At 43.2% G+C, this 366-nt stretch carries 1 protein-coding gene; it reads left to right on the top strand.

Annotation, left to right across the window (positions count from 1 at the left end; all coding sequences use genetic code 11):
- Positions 1–66: 66 nt before the first annotated feature.
- The coding region (locus tag KGF70_RS17095; RefSeq protein WP_253954925.1) for a helix-turn-helix domain-containing protein at positions 67–366 on the top strand (300 nt) is incomplete at its 3' end.

Raw genomic sequence — 366 nt, 5'->3', positions numbered from 1 at the left:
GCAATCATTCTGGGTTGGGTTCATCGATTTGAGCGGCGAGGTATTGAAGGTCTAAAAGACCGGTCAATGTCCCAAGAATATTCTAGTCAGTTCAAAGTCGATGTATTAAACTGGAAGAAACGAAATCAAGCTTCGCTTCCAGTGACTGCCTTACACTTTGACTTGTCGTCGCCAAGTACGATTTGGCAGTGGGAAAAACACTTCCAGGAATCTGGAATAGCGGGACTTGAGCGCAAACGAGGGAATCCTAAGACCATGGTCAAACACAAGCAGAACAACCCCAAACCTGAAAAACCACAGACTCCAGCCGCAGAATTGAAGCAGCTAAAACAAGAGAATCAAATGTTAAAAATAGAAAATGAATTT

Source organism: Lactiplantibacillus sp. 7.2.4, assembly GCF_018991185.1.
GTDB classification, from domain to species: Bacteria; Bacillota; Bacilli; order Lactobacillales; family Lactobacillaceae; genus Lactiplantibacillus; species Lactiplantibacillus pentosus.
The sequence above is the reverse complement of the archived record's forward strand: the minus strand, read 5'-3'. Positions and strand labels throughout refer to the sequence as shown.